The following is an 18,695-nucleotide window of genomic DNA, read 5'->3' on the forward strand; positions in this document are numbered from 1 at the left end:
GTCATCCGGTGGCCGCGCGGGCGAAGATGTCATCCATCATCGCCGGGGTCAGCCGGCCGGTGAAGGTGTTCTGCTGACTCGGGTGGAAGCAACCGAGGAGCTGGACCTCGCCCCGGGGAGTCTGCAGCGTGGCCGTGGCCCCGTGCCCGAACTTCGGTGCGGGTGTGCCCACCACGCCGCCCGCCCGGCGCACCATCGCCAACGCCACCTGCCAGGCGAATCCGCCCAACGCCACGATGACCCGCACATCCGAGCCGGTCAGTCGCCATTCCGCGTCCAACCACGGCGCACAGGTGCTGCGCTCGGCAGGTAAAGGGGCGTTGCCCGGCGGTGCGCACCGCACGGCGGCGGCCACTCTGACGCCGGTCAGCTCCAGACCGTCCGCACTGTCGGTGCATGTCGGCTGATTCGCCAAACCGCTGCGGAACAGTGAGCCGTAGAGGAAGTCGCCGGAACGATCGCCGGTGAAGACCCGGCCCGTGCGATTGGCGCCGTGCGCGGCCGGGGCCAGCCCGACGACGAAGATGCGGGGCCGCGCCGAACCGAAACCCGGTGCGGGCCTGCCCCAGTAGGGCTGGTCGGCGTAGGACTTGCGCTTCTGCACCGCCACGTCCTCACGCCACCGAACCAGGCGCGGGCACGCGCGACACACCGAGATACCCGCATCCACCTGCGCGAGGGTCCTGGCCGCCGCAGCCTTGGCCGCCACCTCGGCCGGCCCGGCCGCCACCGCGGTCCGCCGGGTGGCCGGATCACCCGGCCAGCCCGTTCCCGGCGGCACCGGCGAGCCGAACAACTCCCCGGTGCGGGGGTGGGGCAGCGGCGGTCCGGTCGCCGGTGAGGGACGCATCATTCGTTACCAGAAAGCACCGTTCATCGTTACCACGAAACGCCGTCTCCCTCACGGGCGGGTGAACAGTGCCAGGTCACCATTGATCGCGCAGCGATTGGTTAGGCAGTGATCGCGCAGCGATCGGTTAGGCAGTGATCGCGCAGCGATTGGATTGGGGGCATCATGCGGCGGCGGGCGACAGCGGCGGTCCTGGGCATCGCCATCCTGGTCATCCCGATCCTGGTCACCGGATGCGCGAACACCATCAGCAGCGCAGAGTCGGCCATGCCGACCCGGACCATGATCCCGCGTCCGCTGGCCGAACGGGAACTGTCCGGCCTGTTGCTGACCCCCGAGCAGGCCGCCGCGGCGATGGGGGTGCCGGCGATGATCGTCACCGAATCCCAATCGTCGATGTCCGATCACAGCGCCATCATGGCGCCGCCCGAATGTCTGGCGGTCGACGGCGCGGCCGAGGCCGCGGTCTACGCCGACAGCGGATACCGGGCACATCGTGATCAGAGCCTCAACGACGGCGAGGGCTGGAAGCACTATCTCAAGCAGTCGGTGGTGTTGTTCCCGTATCTGGAGAAGGCCGCCGAGTTCTTCGAAAGCTCTGTCGCGCAATGGCCTCAGTGCCATCGATACACCCACACCCAGAGTGGCACCGAGTGGACCGCAGGCGAGATCACCGCCGTCGACGGGGTGCTGAGCACGGTGGCCACCCAGCAGGATGCCGCAGCGCCGGGGTGGGGGTGCGGACGGGCGCTGGTGCAGCGCAACAACGTGATCATCGACGTCAACACCTGCAGCGCCGACCCCGGCGATTCGGCCCTACGCGTCGCCGCGCAGATCGCCGCCACCGTCGACGCGCAGTGGTAGAGCTGCCAACCCGGCTGTCCGCGACGGCTTCCTGCCCTGGCCGGGCGACCCAGATAATCGCTCGGCTCACGGCAGGTGGCGCTGCTACATTCGCCGCGATAACCCATGACACCCACCCGTGCGCCCAGCAGGCGCGGTCCGCTGCTGCTGATCCTGTTCGCCGCGCTGATGGCGGGTGCGGGTAACGGCATCTCCATCGTCGCGTTCCCGTGGCTGGTCCTGCAGCGCACCGGTTCGGCCCTGGACGCATCGATCGTCGCGATGGCGGGCACGCTGCCCCTGCTGGCCGCGACTCTGATCGCCGGTGCGGCCGTCGATTACCTGGGCCGCCGGCGAGTGTCGATGATCTCCGACGCACTCTCGGCACTGTCGGTGGCGGCGGTGCCGGTACTGGCGCTGCTGTTCGGCACCGACGTCGTCAATGTCGCGGTGCTGGCCGGGCTCGCCGCGCTGGGAGCGTTCTTCGACCCGGCCGGGATGACGGCACGCGAGACGATGCTGCCCGAGGCGGCCGGGCGGGCAGGGTGGACACTCGACCACGCCAACAGCGTCTTCGAGGCCATCTTCAACCTCGCCTACATCGTCGGCCCGGGCATCGGGGGCCTGTTGATCGCCACCCTCGGCGGCATCGACACCATGTGGGTCACGGCGGGCGCGTTCGGGTTGTCGATCGCCGCGATCAGCGTGCTGCGACTCGAGGGCGCCGGCCGCCCCGACAAGGCCGCGCTGACCGACGGGGTGTGGGCCGGCATCGTCGAGGGTCTGCGATTCGTGTGGACCAACAAGGTGTTACGGACGCTGGCGTTCGTCGACCTGGCGGCCACCGGTCTGTACATGCCGATGGAGAGCGTGCTGTTCCCGAAGTACTTCACCGATCGCAACGAACCCGCACAGCTGGGCTGGGTGTTGATGGCGCTCAGCATCGGTGGGCTGATCGGCGCCCTCGGCTACGCGGTCATGTCGCGCTACCTGAAGCGGCGCACCGTCATGTTGATCGCCGTCATCACCCTGGGCGTGGCCATGACCGTGATCGCGTTTCTGCCGCCGCTGCCGGTGATCCTGATGCTGTGCGCCGTCGTGGGATTCGTCTACGGGCCGATCGCCCCGATCTACAACTACGTCATGCAAACCCGCGCACCCCAGCACCTGCGAGGTCGGGTGGTCGGAGTGATGGGGTCGCTGGCCTACGCCGCCGGCCCGCTCGGGCTGATCCTGGCCGGCCCGCTGGCCGACGCGGCCGGCCTGCACACCACGTTCCTGGCGTTGTCGCTGCCGATGCTCGCGCTGGGTGTCGCGGCGGTGTTCCTGCCCGCGCTCCGCGAGCTGGACCGCCCGACCGGCGGGCCGGTGGGCTCCATACCGGGCTCCTCGTGAACACCGGGCTCCTCGTGAACTAGCGCCTCGTGAAGGCTCCCCACAGCAATCGACCCACCGCGTGCAGCCAGCGCCGTCCAGTCGGCCGCCCCAGCCGCTCGACGAGATCGAGGTCAGCGATCACGTAACCGTCGCCGGCTCGGTACCACAGGCCCGCCATGCAGAGCTCGATCGCGGCCATGGTCGTGACCCGTCCCGGCGCCACCGCATCGAGGCGATCGTCGGGGACGAACGCCGGGAACCGTGAACCGGCGCGGTCTGCCGCGGCCCGAACGTGTATCTCCAGCGCACCGGTCGACAGCAGCGCCGTACGCTTCCTGCTCTGTAAGGACTTCACCTGGGCGAAGACCACACTGTCGCGCATGCGCCAGAGAATAGCCGTAACACGTCCGTAACATCAGCCCACCCGGCCCTACACTGGCGGCTGTGCAACCGCTGGCCGGCCTGATCGCCGAACTTCCCGACGGCACCGTCGTCACCGACCCCGACATTCTGCAGTCCTATCGGCAGGATCGCGCGGCCGATCCGAGCGCCGGAACGCCGATGGCGGTGGTGCGCCCGCGGCGCACCGAGGAGGTCCAAGCCGTGTTGCGCTGGGCCGGCGCGCACCGGATCGCCATCATCCCCCGCGGTATGGGCACCGGATTGTCCGGTGGCGCAACAGCGTTGGACGGCAGCGTGGTGCTCAGCACGGAGAAGATGCGTGACATCGCGGTCGACCCGGTCACGCGCACGGCAGTGGTGCAGCCCGGGCTGCTCAACGCCGAGGTCAAGAAGGCGGTCGCCGAATACGGCCTGTGGTACCCGCCGGACCCGTCGTCGTACGAGATCTGCAGCATCGGCGGCAACATCGCCACCAACGCCGGTGGACTGTGCTGCGTCAAGTACGGCGTCACCACCGACTACGTATTGGGCCTGCAGGTGGTGCTGGCCGACGGCACCGCGGTGCGACTCGGCGGTCCCCGGCTGAAGGACGTCGCCGGACTCTCGCTGACCAAGTTGTTCGTCGGCAGCGAGGGAACCCTCGGCGTGGTGACCGAGGTGACGCTCAAACTGCTGCCGGCCCAGAGTGGCGCGTGCACCGTGGTGGCCACCTTCGACTCGGTGCAGGACGCGGCCAATGCCGTGGTCACCATCACCGGCAAGATCCGACCGTCGATGCTGGAGTTCATGGATGCGACGGCCATCAACGCCGTCGAGGACAAGCTGAAGATGGGTTTGGATCGCAATGCTGCCGCGATGATGGTGGCGGCCAGCGACGACCGGGGTCCGTCGGGCGCCCAGGACGCCCAGTTCATGGCCGACGTCTTCACCGAACACGGTGCCACCGAGGTCTTTTCGACGTCGGATCCGGACGAGGGCGAAGCCTTCGTCGTCGCCCGCCGGTTCGCGATTCCCGCGGTCGAGGCCAAGGGCGCGCTGCTGTTGGAGGATGTCGGTGTCCCGTTGCCCGCACTGGCCGAACTCGTCGGCGGCGTCGAGAAGATCGGCGCCGAGCACGACCTGTTGATCTCGGTGATCGCCCACGCCGGCGACGGCAACACGCACCCGTTGATCGTCTACGACCCCACCGATGCAGCCATGGAGCAGCGCGCCCAGCGCGCGTTCGGCGAGATCATGGATCTCGCGGTCGGCCTGGGCGGGACGATCACCGGCGAGCACGGCGTAGGCCGGTTGAAACGGCCCTGGCTCGCCGGTCAGCTCGGTCCCGAGGCGATGGAGCTCAACCGCCGGATCAAACACGCGCTGGATCCCGACGGCATCCTGAACCCGGGGGCCGCGATCTGAGAAGCCCGCCCGAGCAGCGGGAGCATTGACACTGGCCGCCACATGTCGTACGAATGAGACATGACGGCCACTTTGTCTCATGACTCGCCGGTGCGCTTCACCCTGGCCGATGCGACGACCTGGCGCGAGCCCTGGCCGATGTACCGGGCGCTGCGCGACCACGATCCGGTGCATCACGTGGTTCCCGAGGACCGGCCAGACACCGGTAATTTGGGGGCCCGCCCCCGTGATTACTACGTGCTGTCCCGCCATGCCGACATCTGGGCCGCCGCCCGCGACCACGGGACGTTCTCCTCGGCGCAAGGGCTGACCGTGAACTACGGCGAGCTGGACCTGATCGGGCTGGCCGACAACCCGCCCATGGTCATGCAGGATCCGCCCGTGCACACCGCATTTCGCAAACTGGTCGCCCGCGGCTTCACCCCGCGACAGGTCGAGGCGGTCGAGCCCAAGGTCCGCCGGTTCGTCGTCGAACGACTCGAGCGCATCAAGGCCGACGGTGGCGCGGACATCGTCGCGGAGTTGTTCAAACCCCTGCCGTCGATGGTGGTCGCCCACTACCTGGGCGTGCCGGACGAGGACCGGGACAAGTTCGACGGTTGGACCGATGCCATCGTGGCGGCCAACACCAGCGCGGGCGGCATCGGGGGTGCGCTCGGCTCGGTCGGGGACGCCCTCGGCGACATGATGTCCTACTTCACCGCCCTCATCGAGCGCCGCCGCGCCCAACCCGCGGACGACACCGTGTCGCACCTGGTGGCCGCCGGGGTCGGCGCCGACGGCGACATCGCCGGGGTGCTGTCGATCCTGGCCTTCACGTTCACCATGGTCACCGGCGGCAACGACACCACCACCGGCATGCTCGGCGGCTCGGTCCAGTTGCTGCACCAACGCCCCGAGCAGCGGGCACTGCTGAGCGAGAATCCGGCCCTGATCCCCGACGCCGTCGACGAGTTCCTCCGGCTGACCTCACCGGTACAGATGTTGGGCCGCACGGTGACCCGTGACGTGTCGATCGCCGGCGTCACGATTCCGCAGGGCCGGCGGGTGATGTTCCTCTACGGATCGGCCAACCGCGACGAGCGCCAGTTCGGCGACGATGCAGCAGAACTCGACGTGACCAGGCGGCCCCGTAACATCCTGACGTTCAGTCACGGAGCTCACCACTGCCTCGGTGCGGCCGCGGCGCGGATGCAGTCGCGGGTGGCCTTGACCGAGTTGCTGGCGCGCATCCCGAGGTTCGAGGTCGACGAGTCCGCCATCGTCTGGGCCGGAGGCAGTTACGTGCGCCGCCCGGTATCGGTACCGTTCACGGTCACCTACTGATGGCGGCTGACTGGTTGGCCGACCGGCGTACCGAGGTGGCTGCCGATCGCATCCTCGACGCGGCGGCGCGACTGTTCGCCACTCAGGCCGCCGCCACCGTCGGCATGAACGAGATCGCCTCGGCCGCAGGTTGTTCACGCGCCACGCTGTACCGCTACTTCGAGAACCGCGAGGCGCTGCACACCGCCTACGTGCATCGGGAGAGCCACCGGCTCTACCGGGAGATGACCGAGCAGATCATGTCGATCGCCGACCCGCGTGAACGGTTGGTCGAAGGCATCCTGGCATCGTTGCGCAAGGTTCGCGAAAGCCCAGCGTTGGCTTCGTGGTTCGCCGCCACCCAGCGGCCCATCGGCGCCCAGATGGCCGAGGAGTCCGAGGTCATCAAGGCATTGACCGAGGCGTTCGTCATCTCGCTGGGCCCCGATGATGCCGCGCTGGTGGCACACCGGGCCCGCTGGTTGGTGCGGGTGATGACGTCGCTGATGCTCTTCCCCGGCCACGACGAGGACGACGAACGCGCGATGATCGACGAGTTCGTCGTCCCCACCATGTTGCCGGCCCGCCACGCGACCCGGTAGGGCGGCGCCCGTTACTGGCGCGCCATCGAGATGTTGAACCTGTCCTGGGGCGTGATGAGATGCTCGTGATCGTCGGTGCTGACGTCGATCTTGACCCACTCGATCCGGCCGTTGAACCCGTTGCCGTGCGGCCCGTAGTCCGGCGACGTCGGTGACCCCGTATCGGAACCCACATCGCAGGCCTCGTCGGCCGAGAAGGCCATGGGTTCGGTCTGCTCGACCCGGCCCGCCCCGATGGACTTTCCGTCACAGTAGAGGGTGACGGTTCCACCCTTCCCGAGACCTCCACCGTCGTAAGCAAATTCGAAACCGACCAGATGCTCTCCAGGCGGAATCGGCGCGTCGGAGGTGACGAAGTAATACTCGATGCCGAAGAAGTTGTAGCAGTACTTCAGCCGGTGCTCGTGGGTGTAGAGACACCAGCCGCCGACTCCCCCGCCCTGGCTGACGACGACGCCCTGCGCGCCCCCGTCCGGCACCGAGATCAGCGCGCTCACCGCATGGGAACGGTTCTTGATGTTCAGCACGCAGTTCTCCAGCAACCGCATGCCGGAGAACAGGGTCTGGGTGGTTCCGGTGATCAGTTGCGGCCGGCCGGCGATGCCCGCGTCGAATCGCTCGAAGGAGCGGTCGTCGAGGGGCACCACGTTGTACTTGACGGCTTCGATCAACCACAGGCGCTGCAGCGCCGCGAGTCGCTCCGGTTGCTCGGCGGCGAGGTTGCGGGCCTGCGTCCAGTCGTCGGGTGCGTAGAGTTCCCAGACATCCTCGTCGAGCGGCGGGTGGTCGACGACCCACGGGGTCCGGTGTTTGGTGACCGCCGTCCACCCTTTGTGATAGATCCCGCGGTTACCGAACATCTCGAAGTACTGCACGGTGTGCGTCTCGTCGGCGTCGCGGTCGCACAGGGTGGCCATCATGCTGACGCCCTCCAGCGGGGCCTGCTGGATACTGTTCACCACTGTCGGCGCGGGGATCCTGGCGGCCTCCAGGATCGTCGGCACGACGTCGATCACATGGTGGAACTGATCGCGGGTTTCCCCTTTGGCGGCAATCCCGTTTGGCCAGTGCACGATCGTCCCGTTGCGCGTGCCGCCCCAGTGCGACGCCACCTGCTTGGTCCACTGATACGGCCCGCACAGCGCGTGCGCCCATCCGACGGCATAGTGGTTGTAGGCGTTGGGGGTTCCGAAATCGTCGATCTTGGACAGCAGAAACTCCGGCGTCTCGATGCCCGCCATTCCGTTGAGCGTGCACATCTCGTTGAAGCAGCCGTTCGGGGTGCCCTCGGCCGATGCTCCGTTGTCGCCGATGATGTAGTAGACCAGCGTGTCGTCGAGGACCCCGAGGTCGGAGATCGCGTCGATCAGCCGGCCGATCTCGTGATCGGTCTGTTCCAGGAATCCGGCGTAGATCTCCATCTGGCGCGCGAGCACCGGCTTGAGCTCGGCGGGCATGTCGTCCCACCCCGGGATCTCGTCATGGCGCGCGGTCAACACGGCGTCCTCGGGTACCACACCGAGCGCCTTCTGCTTGACGAGCATGTTCTCCCGCAACACATCCCAGCCGTCGTCGAACTTGCCCCGGTATTTGTCGGACCAGTGCGCCGGTACGTGGTGCGGGGCGTGGGTGGCCCCCGGGGCGAAGTACATGAAGAACGGCTTGTCCGGGGTCAGGGCCTGCTGCTGGCGCACCCAGGTGATCGCGCGGTCGGCCAGGTCCTCGGTGAGGGTGTAGCCCTGCTCCGGCGTCTTCTCCGGTTCGACCGGTTTGGTCCCTTCGTAGAGGCCGGGGTAGTACTGGTTGGCCTCACCGCCGATGAACCCGTAGAAGTGCTCGAATCCCGAACCCGTGGGCCACTGCCCGAACGGGCCGACCGGCGAGACCTCCCAGACCGGCACCTCATGGCACTTGCCGAACTGACTGGTCGAATATCCGTTGAGTCGCAACGTCTCGGCGACCGGAGCCTTGTCCTTGGGCCGGATGCTGGAGTAACCGGGTGCGGAGGTGGCGATCTCGGTGACCCCACCCATCCCCACCGAATGGTGATTCCGGCCGGTGAGCAATGCCTGCCGGGTCGGCGAGCACAGCGCGGTGGTGTGGAATCTGTTGAGCTTGAGGCCGTTGGCCGCCAGGCGTTCCGCGGTCGGGGTGTCGCAGGGACCGCCGAACGCCGAACTGGCGCCGAATCCGACGTCGTCGAGCAGGACGATCAGGATGTTGGGCGCGCCTTCGGGCGGCCGCAACCGGGTGATGGGCGGGTAGGTGGTGTCGGGATCCCTGGCGTCGTAGGTCGTCAATCCGACATGCTGGGGATCCGGAATCGGCAGGATGTCCCGGCGCACCGTATCTGGCCCCGTTGGTGAATCGTGCAAGGCAGTCCTCTCGACCTAGAACCACATTTCTCGGGTTCTGAGAGGGTCAGCGTATGTCGGCGTCCCGGTTCACGCCGGATATTGACGCCTTGGTCGTCGGCGCGTCACCGTGTTGTCACCGCCTGGAATCCGGCCGTCGCGGCCGAGGCGCCTAGGCGACCCAATAGGCCTGTGCCTTGATGGATTTGCGCGGAATCTGGTACTCCTCCCGCAGCACCTTGGCCACCGCCCGCGTGGTGCGGTTGTCACAGGCCACCCAGCCGAAGTGGTCACCGGCCTCGAACGCCGCCGACGCCACCGCCGAGATCAGCGCCTCCCCGGAGTCGGCGCGGTCGACCCAGACGACGTCGGCGTCCCGACGCACCGGCAACTGTTTGTCGTCGGCGTGAGCGGCTTCGAGGAACACCCGCGCGGGGGCGTCGCCGATCGCGTCGAGCAGCGAGTTGATCGCCGGCAGTGACGCGGTGTCGCCGACGATGACGTAGCCGGCCGGGGCGGGTTCGGGCAGGGCGAAGTTGCTGCCCAACACGGTCACCTCGATGGTGTCGCCCGGCTGCGCGCGCTCGGCCCAGCGCGCCGCGACGCCGTCGTGCAGAGCGAACTCGATGTCGACGGTGTCGCGTTCGGGATCCGGGTTGACCAGGGTGTAGCCGCGTTGATGCAACTTGTCGCCGTCGGCGAACCACATGCGGATCCACATCGTGGGGTGCAGCGCCCGGTCCTGCAACAGTCCGCCGGCCTGAAAGCTCAGCCGCAGATAATGGGGGCTCACCTCGGCGCGTCCGGTGACCGTGAGTTCGTAATCGCCGGCGCGCAGCAGCTTGAGCACCGCACCGGCGAATCCGCGCGACATCTTGGTGTCCGGCATCGGACTCACCACCCTTTCCAGCCTTTTATTAGGTCAGCGTAACCTAACTCGCTCGCTGGGTGATCCGGCCCCGCCGGCGATCAGGTGCGGACCCGGGTGAAGCGATGCAACAGCCACGCCAGCGGGATCGTCACGACCAGGGTGCCCAAGAACAGCAACCACGCAGATCCGGTGTAGATGGGGTAGCGGACGACCTCGACCATCACCAACTCCATCGTGATGAGGTGGATCAGGAAGATCTCATAGGAGATCTCGCCGAGGAACACCATCGGTCGGCTCGCCATGAAGCGCGAGTACAGGCCCGGCCGATCGTCGGTCGCTTCCCGGCGGCCGGTGAGAGCCAGCGGGGCGACCACCAGCGTCGCGATCACCGCATAGAAGGCCGTCTTGGCCAGCGCTTCGCGCAGCTCGGCCGGCGAGGTGGTCGGCTCACCGGCGATCGGCGTCGCGACGATGAAGAAGCAGACCACAGCCAACGGCACACATGCCAGCGCGTAGGCACGCACCCCCATCGGCTGTAGCACCGCCAGCAGCATGCCTCCCACGAACCACGCGAGGTATCCCGGCAGCCACAACCTCGCCCCGTCAGGCAGCCACGTACTGGTGTGCACCAGCCACATCCACGCCGGCGACACCGCCGCCAGCGCCGCCAGTCCCATCAGCAGCAGACCCGGACGCCACTGCCGCCGACACAGCACGACCAGCAACAGATAGGCCAGCGCGGGCAGCACCGCGTAGAACGCGACCTCGACCGCCAGGCTCCACATCTGGGTGAGCCCTTGATGGAGGAAGGCGAACATGTAGTGATCGGTGTAGATCTGGGTCAGGGTGAGGTTGCGGAACAGGCCCTCCCAGGTGTGCCCGGGATTCGGTCCCGCTGTGCGGAAGTGGTACACGAGGTAGGCGGCCAGCACGGTGACGACATAAGCGGGCATGATGCGGCGCACTCGGTGCCAGGCGTAGCGGCGCACCGACGGCGCCGGCCTGCCGTCCACCGCTCTGTTCACCCACGGCGAGAACAGCAGAAACCCGCTGAGCACGAAAAAGATCGGCACACCGATCTCCATCCGCGAATACACCAGGCCCAGATAGCCCTGGGGGTACTTTCCCGTCGTGTAGGCGGCGTGGGTGAGCACCACCAGCAGGGCGGCGACGGCCCGGATCCCGGTCAGTGACGGCACCCGCCCGGTGGTGACCGATGCCAGACCTCCACCGATGTCGACGTCGTCAGCCTCGGCGGACCGGCGGTTCGACCTGTCGGACAACGTCACCTCGGCTTGGGCTTCCCCCGATGCGGTTTGGGCCCGCGATCGGGCTGCAGCGCGATCAGCTGGCCCTGAATCCTGGTGTTCTCCAACGCTTTCAGCGTCTTGCCGGAAAGCTTGGCAGGCAGCTCCACCAACGAATGGTCCATCTTGATGGTGATGTGCCCGAAATCGCTGCGGTGCAATCCGCCCTCGTTGGCGATGGCGCCCACGATCGCGCCCGGCGCCACCTTGTGCCGCTTACCCACGGCGATACGGTAGGTGGCGAGATCGCTGCGCCGCTCGCGCGGTTTGCGGGGCGCTCGATCGTCGCCGTCGCGCTCCCGGCGTTCCCGCCGCTTCTCCGGCGGGGGTTCCGTCATCAGGAACTCCTCGCCGTCGCGACTCTGCACCGCGAGCGCGGCCGCGATATCGGCCATCGGCACGTCATGGTCGCGTTCGTAGGCCTCGATCAGTGTGCGGAAGAGGTCGATACCGGGTTTGGACAGCGCGTCGGTGATCGAATCGCGGAACTTTGCCACCCGCTTCTCGTTGACGTCGTCGACCGACGGCAGCTCCGACTCGACGAGCTTCTGCCGGGTCACGCGTTCGATCGCATTGAGCAGATGCCGCTCGCGGGGGGTCACGAACAACAGCGCGGTTCCCGACCTGCCCGCGCGCCCGGTGCGCCCGATCCGGTGCACATAGGACTCGGGGTCGTGCGGGATGTCGTAGTTGAGCACATGCGAGATGCGCTCGACGTCGAGACCCCGGGCGGCCACGTCGGTGGCGATGAGGATGTCGATCGACCCGTCCTTGAGGGCGTTGATGGTGCGCTCCCGGACCGCCTGCGGGATGTCGCCGTTGATCGCCGCCGCGGCGAATCCCCGCGCGCGCAGCTTCTCGGCAACCTCTTCGGTCGCCTGCTTGGTGCGGACGAACACGATCATCGCGTCGCCCTGCTCGGTCTCCAGCACCCGGGTCAGCGCGTCCATCTTCCGCGGACCCGAGACCTGGATGTAGCGCTGGGTGATGTTCTCCGCGGTCTGGGTCTTGGCCTTGACGGTGACCTCGACCGGGTCGTGCAGGTACTTGGAGGTGATCTTCTTGATGGCCGGCGGCATGGTCGCCGAGAACAGGGCCACCTGCTTGTACTCCGGGGTGTCGGCGAGGATGCGTTCGACGTCCTCGGCGAATCCCATCTGCAGCATCTCGTCGGCCTCGTCGAGCACCAGGTAGTCCAGGTGCGACAGGTCGAGGCTGCCCTTCTCCAGATGGTCGATCACCCGACCCGGTGTCCCGACGACGACCTGCGCACCGCGCTTGAGGCCGGCCAGCTGCGGCACGTAGGAGGATCCTCCGTACACGGGCAGCACGTTGACCCGCAGATGTGCACCGTAGCGACCGAATGCCTCGGCCACCTGCAACGCGAGCTCACGGGTCGGGGCCAGCACCAGAGCCTGGGTGGCGCGGCTGTCGGTGTCGATCTTCGACAGGATCGGTATCGCGAACGCGGCCGTCTTACCCGTCCCGGTCTGGGCGAGCCCGACCACATCGGACCCTTCGAGCATGGCCGGGATGGTGGCCGCCTGAATGGGCGAAGGTGACTCGTATCCCACGTCGGCGACCGCCTGCAGCACCCCGGGGTGAATCTGCAGGTCGGCAAAAGTCAGGTCAGCGGTCTGGGAATCCGCATCTGTCGACGTCATCGTCGTTGCAGTCTAGTGGTAACCACGGCACGGTCCGTCGTCCCGCCGCCGGGGCGTCCTGCGCGCCTTCCGCGGCGCCGATCCCGGTGACGGTACGGTGCGCAACTGTGAATTGGGCGGCGACCATCGGCTCCGTGGTGGGGGCGGCAGCGCTGACCGCGGCGACGGCCTGCAGTCCGGGCGACTCGACGGTGTCCAAGACGCCGGACCCGACGACGGTCGCACCTGCCCCGGAACCGGCCGGTCCGCCACCGCCTGCGGGTCCGCTGCCGGGACCGGCGCCCGCCGATGATCCGTGCGCCACCGACCTGGCCGCGCCGGAGATCGCCAGGGCGGTCTCCGAGCTGCCCCGCGACCCGCGCAGCAACCAGGGCTGGAACCCCGAGCCGCTGGCCGGCAACTACAACGAGTGCGCGCAGCTCTCGGCGGTCATCATCAAGGCCAACACCAACTCGCAGAACCCGAACACCCGCGCGGTGTTGTTCCATCAAGGCAAGTTCATCCCGACCGGGGTGCCCGACACCTACGGCTTCAACGGACTGGACGGCACCCAGACCACCGGTGACACCGTCGCGCTGAAGTACTCGGGCGGTGTGCCCGGTCTGGACAGCATCGTGAAGTTCCGCTGGAACGGCAGCGGTGTCGAACTGATCGGCAACACCGGAGGGTGAGCTGGGCGCAGTCACGAGTGTCGGTCCCCGAACGTGCACTGAGCGTCGTGCCTGTGCGTTGCCGACTACCGTGATTGCACCCTCGCGAGGGATGGCGCGGCGGTGGCGCGAGGGGGTGGCGCTGTCGGCGGGTTCCCCTACAGTGGCTGCGTGTTCGTCGCCACCGACGCAGACGAGGTCCGAGTCGTCTACAGCGCCTCCGATCTCGCGGCCGCGGCGCGCTGTGAGTACGCATTGCTGCGCTCCTTCGACGCCCGACTCGGCTGGGGTCCGGCCGTCTCCTCCGACGACGAACTGCTGGCCCGCACCGCCACCCTCGGCGACGAGCACGAGCACCGCCACCTCGACGAGCTGAGGCTCGACGCCGACGTCGCGGTCATCGGCAGGCCCCGGTACACCCTCGACGGCCTGACCGCCGCGGCCGAGCAGACGTTGCAGGCGATCCGTCGACGGGCACCGGTGATCTATCAGGCCGCGATGTTCGACGGCCGCTTCGTGGGATTCGCCGACTTCCTGATCCTGGAAGACCCGCAGGACCGCGACCCATCTGCCGGCGAACCTCGCTACCGGCTGCGCGACACCAAGCTGGCCCGCTCGGTCAAGGTCGAAGCGCTGCTACAGATGGCCGCCTACGTCGAAACCCTCACCGCCGCAGGTGTTCCCGTTGCCGACGAGGTCGACCTGGTGCTCGGTGACGGCACCACCGTCAGCTATCCGGTCGACGAACTGCTTCCGGTGTACCGGCCACGGCGGGCCGCCCTGCAACGGCTGCTCGACGATCACCTCGCCGGAGGCCGGCCGGTGACCTGGGAGGACGAGCGCGTCCGCGCGTGCTTCCGGTGTGCCGAATGCGAGCCCCAGGTCCGCGCGCACGACGATCTGCTCCTGGTTGCCGGGATGCGGGTCAGCCAGCGGGCCCGACTGCTCGACGCGGGGCTGACCACCGTGGGTGAGCTGGCCTCCCACGACGGGCCGGTGGCGGAGCTCTCCCCCCGCACCATCGCCGCGCTGACCGCTCAGGCCCGCCTGCAGATCGCCGACCGGGTGGACGGCAAACCGCCCTACGAACTGGTCGATGCGCAGCCGCTCATGGTGCTGCCGGACGCCGACCGCGGCGATCTGTTCTTCGATTTCGAGGGCGATCCGCTGTGGACCACCGACGGTCGCGAGTGGGGGCTGGAATACCTGTGGGGTGTGCTGACCGTCAGCGACGAGTTTCACCCGTTCTGGGCGCACACCCGATCCGAGGAACGCCAGGCCCTCAAGGATTTTCTGGCGATGGTCCGCAAACGCCGACGTCGCCATCCGCGCATGCACGTCTACCACTACGCCGCATACGAGAAGAGCACGCTGTTGCGGCTGGCCGGCCGCTACGGCGAAGGTGAGCGCGAGGTCGACGAACTGCTCCGCGAGGGCGTGCTCGTCGACCTGTATCCCTTGGTGCGCAAGAGCATCCGGGTGGGAACGCCGAACTACAGCATCAAATCACTTGAGCCGCTGTACATGGGCAACGAGCTGCGCGACGGCGAGGTCACCACCGCCACCGCATCGATCACCGAATATGCCCGCTACTGCGCACTGCGCGACGAAGGTCGCGCCGACGAGGCAGCCACCGTCCTCAAGGAGATCAAGGAGTACAACCGCTACGACTGCCGCTCGACGCGCCGGCTGCGGGACTGGTTGACCGCCCGCGCCATCGAATCCGGGGTGCCGCCGCGCGGCCCCGTCCCGGTGGCCGGCACCGCCGGCCTCGCCGGCCCCGCCGGCCCCGCCGGCCTCGCCGGCACCGCCGGCCCCGACGTCGCCGAACCTCCCGATCAGGTCGAGCGCACGCTGCGCGCGTTCGCCGGTGACGGCATCGACGCGCGCACCCGCGAGCAGACCGCGGTCGCGCTGCTGGCCGCCGCCAAGGGTTTCCACAAGCGTGAGGACAAGCCGTTCTGGTGGGCGCATTTCGACCGGGTCAACAACCCGGTCGACGAATGGGCCGACGACGGTGGGGTTTTCCTCGCCGAGCACCACGAGATCGTCGCCGACTGGCACACGCCGCCTCGGGCCCGCAAACCACAGCGCCATCTGCGCCTGTTCGGTGAGATCGCCAGCGGTGAGGTGAGCAGGGACATGTACGCGCTCTACGATCCGCCGTCTCCTGCCGGGCTCGCCGACGACCCGGACCGGCGGGGGTTCGGGACGGTCACCGTGACCGGATGCGACGACCCCGAGGCGCCCACCGAACTACTCATCGTCGAACGCGAACCGAAGAACGGCGAGGTCTTCTCGCAGGTTCCGTTCGCGCTCACCCCCGGACCGCCCATCAGCACCGCTGCGCTGCAGGACTCGATCGCCCAGACCACGGCGCTGGTGGCCGCCGGGCTGCCGAACCTGCCCGCCGACGGGCTGACCGACATCCTGCTGCGCCGCCCACCCCGGACCCGCAGCGGTGCTGCACTTCCGCGCACCGGCGACGTCGCCGCCGACATCACCGCGGCGTTACTGGACCTGGACTCGTCCTACCTGGCCGTGCACGGTCCGCCCGGTACCGGCAAAACGCACACCTCCGCACAGGTGATCGCGACTCTGGTCGGTGAGCACCGGTGGCGGGTCGGCGTGGTGGCGCAATCACACGCGGTGGTGGAGAACTTGTTCGCCGACCTGATGGCCGCCGGCATCGACGGCGCACGCGTGGGCAAGAAGCTGCACACCGTCAGCACCGGTTGGACCGAACTCGGGCGGGACGACTACGCGCAGTTCCTCTGCCAGGACGGTTGCGTGATCGGTGGCACTGCCTGGGATTTCGCCAACGCCAACAAGATCGCCCGCCTCAGCCTCGACCTGCTGGTCATCGAGGAGGCCGGGCAGTTCAGCCTCGCCAACACCGTCGCGGTGGCCCCGTCCGCTCGCAATGTGCTGCTGCTCGGGGATCCGCAGCAGCTCCCGCAGGTCAGTCAGGGCATCCATCCCGAGCCCGTCGACGGCTCGGCGCTCGGCTGGCTCGTCGACGGCCACCACACGCTGCCCCCGGACCGCGGGTACTTCCTGGACCGCTCCTATCGCATGCACCCCGACGTGTGCGCGGCCGTATCCCGGCTGTCCTACGACGGCCGACTGCTCTCGGCCGAGGAGGTCACCGCCGCGCGCCACCTCGACGGCGTCACGCCGGGGGTGCGCACGCTGGCCCTCGACCATCTCGGCAACGCGACCGAGAGCCCGGAGGAGGCCGACGCCATCGTCGCCGACATCACCAGGCTGCTGGGGACGCGGTGGACCGACGAGGACGGCACCCGACCGCTGCGCGAGCGCGACGTGCTGATCGTGACCCCGTACAACGCGCAAGTGGTCCTGCTGCGTCGGCGCCTCGACGCGGCCGGACTGACCGACGTGCGCGCCGGCACCGTCGACAAGTTCCAGGGTCAGCAGGCGCCCGTGGTGTACGTGTCCATGACGGCGTCGTCGATCGACGACGTCCCGCGCGGAATCGCGTTTCTCCTCAACAGGAATCGGCTCAACGTCGCGGTGAGCCGAGCCAAGTATCTGGCCGTGATCGTACGCTCGCACCACCTCACCGACTACCTGCCCGGCACCCCCGAGCGGCTCCGCGAGTTGGGCGCGTTCCTGTCACTGTCTGGGTGTGATACACCGGCGGAGTGACCCAACCGCTGACCGAGCAGCTAGCCGCGATCGTCGGAGCGCCCTACGTGAGCACCGACGCCGACGTGCTCGACGGACGCAGCATCGATCACACCGGGCGGTACCGGGGCCACGCCACGGCGCTGGTGCGCCCGGGCTGCACCGACGAGGTGGCCGTCGTTCTGCGGGCCTGCCGCGCCGCCGGGGTGAATGTCACCGTGCAGGGCGGGCGCACCTCGCTGGTCGCGGGCACGGTCCCCGAACACGACGACGTCCTGCTGTCCACCGAACGGCTGGGCGGTATCGGAGACGTCGACGTCGTGGAACGCCGAATCCGCGTCGGGGCGGGGGTGACCTTGGCCGAGGTACAGCACGCGGCCACCGCCGCGGGCCTGATCTTCGGGGTCGACCTCGCCGCCCGCGACTCGGCCACCGTGGGCGGGATGGCCTCGACGAATGCCGGCGGACTCCGCACCGTCTGCTACGGCAACATGGGCGAACAGGTCATCGGACTCGACGTGGTGCTGCCCGACGGCCGGGTGGTGCACCGCCACAGTCAGGTCCGCAGCGACAACACCGGCTACGACCTCGCCTCGCTGTTCGTCGGCGCCGAGGGCACCCTCGGCGTGATCACCGCGCTGGACCTGCGACTGCATCCTGCCCCGCGTCACCGGGTTACCGCGATCTGCGGTTTCGACGATCTGGACGCGTTGATCGCCACGGGCCGGGCGTTCCGCGACATGGAGGGCATTGCGGCGCTGGAGCTCCTTGACGCCAGGGCGGGCGCACTGACCGCCGAGCACGTCGGGGTGGTGCCCCCGGTACGGGGGACCTGGCAACTACTCATCGAGCTCGCCGGCGACACGGACCTGACCGAGCGGCTGGCCGGGGGGCTGCAGGACGCCGATCTCGCCGACGAGCCGGCGGTCGGCATCGACACGGTCGCCCAGCAGCGGCTCTGGCAGGTCCGCGAGGCGGTCGCAGAGGTGCTCGGCATCTACGGACCACCGCTCAAATTCGATGTCTCCCTGCCACTTTCGTCGATCACAGCTTTCGGCCACGAGGCCGCCACACTCATCGCCGAGCACGCGCCGGAGGCGATCCCGGTGCTGTTCGGTCACATCGGCGAGGGCAACCTGCACCTGAACATCGTGCGCTGCACGCTCGCCGGCGAATCCGAACGCGAGCTCTACGCGGCCATGATGACGCTGATCGCGCGCCACGGAGGCAACGTCAGCTCCGAACACGGCGTGGGCACCCGAAAGCGCGACTACCTGTCGATGGCGCGCGAGGACACCGACATCGCGGCGATGAAGGCGATCAAGGCCGCCTTCGACCCGACCGGCTTCCTCAACCGCGCCGTATTGTTCCCCTGACCGCCCTCGAAGGGACCGGGCCGGCTTCGGTACGTTGGCCAA

14 protein-coding genes are annotated in these 18,695 nt (G+C 68.4%); 8 read left to right on the forward strand and 6 right to left on the reverse strand.

The window, feature by feature from the left end:
• Position 1: 1 nt before the first annotated feature.
• Complete coding sequence (locus ACNUDN_RS19895; protein ID WP_419123492.1) at positions 2-853, reverse strand: uracil-DNA glycosylase; 852 nt, start codon at positions 851-853, stop codon at positions 2-4.
• Positions 854-1,015: 162 nt separating this feature from the next.
• On the opposite strand from ACNUDN_RS19895, the gene ACNUDN_RS19900 reads away from it, so the two are divergent.
• Both ACNUDN_RS19900 and tap read left to right on the forward strand, forming a co-directional pair.
• Positions 1,016-1,714 carry a sensor domain-containing protein gene (locus ACNUDN_RS19900; RefSeq protein ID WP_419123493.1) on the forward strand — a complete coding sequence of 233 codons (699 nt, stop codon included), beginning with the start codon at positions 1,016-1,018 and terminating at the stop codon, positions 1,712-1,714.
• A gap of 105 nt (positions 1,715-1,819) precedes the next feature.
• Complete coding sequence (tap, locus tag ACNUDN_RS19905) at positions 1,820-3,088, forward strand: multidrug efflux MFS transporter Tap (RefSeq protein ID WP_419123494.1); 1,269 nt, start codon at positions 1,820-1,822, stop codon at positions 3,086-3,088.
• Between the two features lie 19 nt (positions 3,089-3,107).
• Here tap and ACNUDN_RS19910 read toward each other — a convergent pair whose 3' ends face one another.
• On the reverse strand, positions 3,108-3,452 hold the full coding sequence (locus ACNUDN_RS19910; RefSeq protein WP_419123495.1) for a hypothetical protein: 345 nt from the start codon (positions 3,450-3,452) through the stop codon (positions 3,108-3,110).
• Between the two features lie 62 nt (positions 3,453-3,514).
• Here ACNUDN_RS19910 and ACNUDN_RS19915 point away from each other — a divergent pair, with 62 nt between their 5' ends.
• Genes ACNUDN_RS19915 through ACNUDN_RS19925 form a run of 3 tightly spaced genes read left to right on the forward strand, consistent with a single transcriptional unit; the run spans position 3,515 to position 6,783 of the window.
• Entirely contained in the window at positions 3,515-4,876 is a 1,362-nt protein-coding gene (locus ACNUDN_RS19915; protein ID WP_419123496.1) for an FAD-binding oxidoreductase, read from the forward strand.
• A 60-nt stretch (positions 4,877-4,936) separates the two neighbouring features.
• Positions 4,937-6,202, forward strand: a complete 1,266-nt coding sequence (locus ACNUDN_RS19920; RefSeq protein WP_419123497.1) for a cytochrome P450 — start codon at positions 4,937-4,939, stop codon at positions 6,200-6,202.
• Positions 6,202-6,783 carry a TetR/AcrR family transcriptional regulator gene (locus ACNUDN_RS19925; protein WP_419123498.1) on the forward strand — a complete coding sequence of 194 codons (582 nt, stop codon included), beginning with the start codon at positions 6,202-6,204 and terminating at the stop codon, positions 6,781-6,783. Before ACNUDN_RS19920 ends, ACNUDN_RS19925 begins: the two co-directional genes overlap by 1 nt.
• 11 nt (positions 6,784-6,794) lie before the next feature.
• Here ACNUDN_RS19925 and ACNUDN_RS19930 read toward each other — a convergent pair whose 3' ends face one another.
• The 4 genes from ACNUDN_RS19930 to ACNUDN_RS19945 form a co-directional block, all read right to left on the reverse strand.
• Positions 6,795-9,128: an arylsulfatase gene (locus tag ACNUDN_RS19930; RefSeq protein ID WP_419123499.1), complete on the reverse strand. Its 2,334-nt coding sequence runs from the start codon at positions 9,126-9,128 to the stop codon at positions 6,795-6,797.
• 181 nt (positions 9,129-9,309) lie between these two features.
• Positions 9,310-10,026 (reverse strand): siderophore-interacting protein, encoded by a 717-nt coding sequence (locus tag ACNUDN_RS19935; RefSeq protein WP_419123500.1) that lies wholly within the window; start codon positions 10,024-10,026, stop codon positions 9,310-9,312.
• An 80-nt stretch (positions 10,027-10,106) separates the two neighbouring features.
• Complete coding sequence (locus ACNUDN_RS19940) at positions 10,107-11,243, reverse strand: acyltransferase family protein (RefSeq protein WP_419125231.1); 1,137 nt, start codon at positions 11,241-11,243, stop codon at positions 10,107-10,109.
• 50 nt (positions 11,244-11,293) lie between these two features.
• Positions 11,294-12,979: a DEAD/DEAH box helicase gene (locus ACNUDN_RS19945; RefSeq protein WP_419123501.1), complete on the reverse strand. Its 1,686-nt coding sequence runs from the start codon at positions 12,977-12,979 to the stop codon at positions 11,294-11,296.
• A 107-nt stretch (positions 12,980-13,086) separates the two neighbouring features.
• Here ACNUDN_RS19945 and ACNUDN_RS19950 point away from each other — a divergent pair, with 107 nt between their 5' ends.
• The 3 genes from ACNUDN_RS19950 (at position 13,087) to ACNUDN_RS19960 (ending at position 18,653) form a co-directional block, all read left to right on the forward strand.
• Positions 13,087-13,650, forward strand: coding sequence for an LppP/LprE family lipoprotein (locus ACNUDN_RS19950; protein WP_419123502.1), 564 nt, complete (start codon positions 13,087-13,089; stop codon positions 13,648-13,650).
• Positions 13,651-13,800: 150 nt separating this feature from the next.
• Complete coding sequence (locus tag ACNUDN_RS19955; protein WP_419123503.1) at positions 13,801-17,298, forward strand: TM0106 family RecB-like putative nuclease; 3,498 nt, start codon at positions 13,801-13,803, stop codon at positions 17,296-17,298.
• Complete coding sequence (locus ACNUDN_RS19960; RefSeq protein WP_419123504.1) at positions 17,295-18,653, forward strand: FAD-binding oxidoreductase; 1,359 nt, start codon at positions 17,295-17,297, stop codon at positions 18,651-18,653. The genes ACNUDN_RS19955 and ACNUDN_RS19960 overlap by 4 nt, the downstream gene beginning before the upstream one ends.
• Positions 18,654-18,695 lie beyond the last annotated feature (42 nt).

The organism is Mycobacterium sp. smrl_JER01 (genome assembly GCF_048513595.2).
Classification (GTDB): domain Bacteria; phylum Actinomycetota; class Actinomycetes; order Mycobacteriales; family Mycobacteriaceae; genus Mycobacterium.

What these genes read in the sequence shown, in the direction of transcription:
- ACNUDN_RS19895 (WP_419123492.1), bottom strand. Translation starts at nt 853, where the DNA reads ATGATGCGTCCCTCACCGGCGACCGGACCGCCGCTGCCCCACCCCCGC.
- ACNUDN_RS19900 (WP_419123493.1), top strand. Translation starts at nt 1,016, where the DNA reads ATGCGGCGGCGGGCGACAGCGGCGGTCCTGGGCATCGCCATCCTGGTC.
- tap (WP_419123494.1), top strand. Translation starts at nt 1,820, where the DNA reads ATGACACCCACCCGTGCGCCCAGCAGGCGCGGTCCGCTGCTGCTGATC.
- ACNUDN_RS19910 (WP_419123495.1), bottom strand. Translation starts at nt 3,452, where the DNA reads ATGCGCGACAGTGTGGTCTTCGCCCAGGTGAAGTCCTTACAGAGCAGG.
- ACNUDN_RS19920 (WP_419123497.1), top strand. Translation starts at nt 4,937, where the DNA reads ATGACGGCCACTTTGTCTCATGACTCGCCGGTGCGCTTCACCCTGGCC.
- ACNUDN_RS19925 (WP_419123498.1), top strand. Translation starts at nt 6,202, where the DNA reads ATGGCGGCTGACTGGTTGGCCGACCGGCGTACCGAGGTGGCTGCCGAT.
- ACNUDN_RS19935 (WP_419123500.1), bottom strand. Translation starts at nt 10,026, where the DNA reads ATGCCGGACACCAAGATGTCGCGCGGATTCGCCGGTGCGGTGCTCAAG.
- ACNUDN_RS19945 (WP_419123501.1), bottom strand. Translation starts at nt 12,979, where the DNA reads ATGACGTCGACAGATGCGGATTCCCAGACCGCTGACCTGACTTTTGCC.